The sequence below is a fragment of the Limnohabitans sp. genome (genome assembly GCF_031538885.1).
Classification (GTDB): domain Bacteria; phylum Pseudomonadota; class Gammaproteobacteria; order Burkholderiales; family Burkholderiaceae_C; genus Limnohabitans.
This window is the reverse complement of sequence record NZ_JAVKLW010000068.1, coordinates 1-2,702: the sequence shown is the minus strand read 5'-3', so window position 1 is coordinate 2,702 and position 2,702 is coordinate 1. Positions and strand designations below refer to the sequence as shown.

At 54.2% G+C, this 2,702-nt stretch carries 2 protein-coding genes and 2 pseudogenes; 1 reads left to right on the top strand and 3 read right to left on the bottom strand.

Annotation, left to right across the window (positions count from 1 at the left end; translation table 11 throughout):
• The 3 genes and pseudogenes from RMS03_RS05430 to RMS03_RS05420 all read right to left on the bottom strand — a co-directional run.
• A pseudogene (locus tag RMS03_RS05430) lies at positions 1–137 on the bottom strand (electron transfer flavoprotein subunit beta/FixA family protein); the annotation flags it as partial.
• Positions 138–256: 119 nt separating this feature from the next.
• On the bottom strand, positions 257–1,501 hold the full coding sequence (locus tag RMS03_RS05425; RefSeq protein WP_310626080.1) for a mechanosensitive ion channel domain-containing protein: 1,245 nt from the start codon (positions 1,499–1,501) through the stop codon (positions 257–259).
• Positions 1,502–1,558: 57 nt separating this feature from the next.
• A pseudogene (locus RMS03_RS05420) lies at positions 1,559–2,005 on the bottom strand (hypothetical protein).
• An 84-nt stretch (positions 2,006–2,089) separates the two neighbouring features.
• Between RMS03_RS05420 and RMS03_RS05415 the strand changes: the two are divergent.
• Positions 2,090–2,596 carry a lytic murein transglycosylase gene (locus RMS03_RS05415; protein WP_310626079.1) on the top strand — a complete coding sequence of 169 codons (507 nt, stop codon included), beginning with the start codon at positions 2,090–2,092 and terminating at the stop codon, positions 2,594–2,596.
• The last annotated feature ends 106 nt before the right edge of the window (positions 2,597–2,702 follow it).

Here is a 2,702-nt window from a genome sequence, read left to right as displayed (position 1 = left end):
GCTTCTTCCACCGCAATCTCATCAAACGGGTTCATGCTCATCTTCACGTTCGCAATGTCAACCCCAGAGTTGTCCGACTTCACCCGTACCTTCACGTTGTAGTCCACCACGCGCTTGACTGCGACTAAAACTTTCATGACAAAAGCTCCAAAAAAATATGAAAAACAGATTGACGTTTACGTAAACGTCACATTGTAGAGATCAAAACCTTATTTTCTAAAAATGCTCCGGCTTTCTAGGGAGGCCTAGGAAATGATCACTGGGTATGACGCAGCACCACTTCTTGTGGTGAATGCACCAGCATCACACCGGCCGCACGCAAAACACTGAGTGCGGCAATGTTGACACGTGAACGCGTCAACGACTGACCGTTGACAGGGTCTTCCATCCAAAAATTCACATTGAAACGCAAGCCTTGTGGCGCCACCTCAGCCAGCAAAGCTTGCGGCGCGGGCATGGCCAGCACCCACTCGGCACATAAAGCGGCTTGCTCCAGCAAACTTTGTACGCGCTGCACATCACTCTCCAAGCCCACCCAGAAAGTGCAGGTTTGCAACAAGTGCCGGCTCTCCAGCGACAGGTTCTCCACGCGTTGGGTCAGCAGCAGTTCGTTGGGCACAACGGACTCGCTGCCATTGCCGGCACGCACCAAGGTGTAGCGGGTTTTGATGTCGGTAACACGCCCCTCAAACCCATCGACCCGCACAAAGTCACCGATGCGCAGTGAGCGTTCCAGCAGGATCACAAAACCACTCACATAGTTTGCGGCCAGCTTTTGCAGGCCAAAACCAATCCCCACCCCTAAAGCACCGCCCAACACCGACAACGCCGTGAGGTCAAAGCCCAGAGAGGACAAAGCAAACAAAGTCCCAATCACCAGTAGCAACACGCGCAAGGCATTGGCGGCCACCTTGCGCATCGACAAATCAGCAAATGCGCGGTTGAGGACGCGCTGCTCCAGCGTGGCCGACAGCCACAGCGCCAGCACCAGCACAAAGCCAGAGGTGAAGATCGCTTCAAGCACATGCAGAATACTGACGTGCGTTTTGCCCAGCATGAACTCCAAACCATCCAGCGCGTCCATCATCGGAGCCAACAGGCCAGTGACCCACAACACCACCAAGCCCCAAGCCAGCCAAGACACCACCTGCTCTAAAACACGCGCCCCACGAGAGTTAGGAAACACAGCGGCCAGCACCCGCGCGATCAACCGAATCAGCGCCAACGACACCAACACAGGCAACGCCACTTTGAGTACAGGCACACGCTGGGCCTTGAGCAACACCAACTTCACCCCATAGGTGAACACCACCGCCAACGCTGGGAACAACACGCCATCGATCAGTTGGTGGCCAAACAAAATAGAGCCACCCGCTGTGGCGCGGCGGCCTAAGGCCCAACTCACCAGCCAAGCCAAGGCCAAGCAAGCCACGAGCCCCAGCAACTCCAACACAATGGCAGGACTTTGCAAGTCCAGCAACAGTTCTTGTAAATCGTTCATGGTTTTAATATCCGTCAACGTGCGTAAATGAGCTTCCACACTGCGACTGAGCACACTTCAATCGTAGCCACCTTCTAGACAAGAAAAGACACGATGCGGCTTTTGGCATGGCGGTCAGCGATGTCTCGCAAGCGGTAGGTGATCCAACTGTAGTCTTGTTCAGTTAACCCCATCTGACCCATGTCACCTTCTCGGCGGGCATCAAAGCCCGCGCTGATGAAAATTAACTCTGGCTTGAACGCCTCTAAGTGCGGCCCCCTGCGGCCATGCCCTCCACCAACTGGTCTGACAACCCACGCAACGAGGCGATGTACATGCGGTCATGTACGAGTTCAATATCAGCTAGCGGAGCCGCAGGCGCTTCGATCTGTGTCAACCCCAGATCGACACCACTGATGAGCAGACGATCTGGAGGCGCACTGAGCCGTGCTGGACATTCAGGATGACCGTGCCCCATTCATACTTCAAACACATGGGGCTTGTGTAGTAGCCGGTTTTACTCATCTCGTATCTGCCTCAGCTTTTGCCTCGGTTTTTCTTGATGTCAGCTTACCATGTAGGCCTTGCTTTTTCCCTTGCCCACACCGCGTGAAAACCTTTACATCCCCGTTTTATCTGACTTTACGAACAGGTTTTGCGTTGCGTCAAACATTGGTTGTGCTCTTGTGGTTGTCGGCACTGCCTGAGCACGTTCAAGCCAAGCCACACCACCGTGCTCATCTGCATTGGCACGTTACTTCCACCCAAGGTGTGAACTACGGGAACAAACCCGAAGTGATCGCTTTAGCCGACGAGCTGGCCCATCAGTACACACTACCCAAAGCTTGGGTGCGCGAACAAATCAGCAAAGCGCAGTACCTCAAAGGCGTCCCCAAGATGGTGCTGCCCCCCACCGTGCCCACCGCAAAAAACTGGCGCGCTTACCGTGAGCGCTTCATTGAAAGTCGTCACATTGAAGCTGGCACACAGTTTTGGAAAACCTACCAAAGCGCCCTCACCCGCGCAGAGCAAACTTATGGCGTGCCTGCCGAAATGATTGTGGGCATCATCGGTGTAGAAACTGGCGGATTCAAGGACGAAGTGCAACAAAGATGAACTGGTTATAGGTGGCTGAGGATGCGAGAGCATCATGGCCGCTTTAACCGCCAAGTCGAAGTTGCCCAATGTACAAGCACCTCAGCCGAGAAGAACGATACCAAAT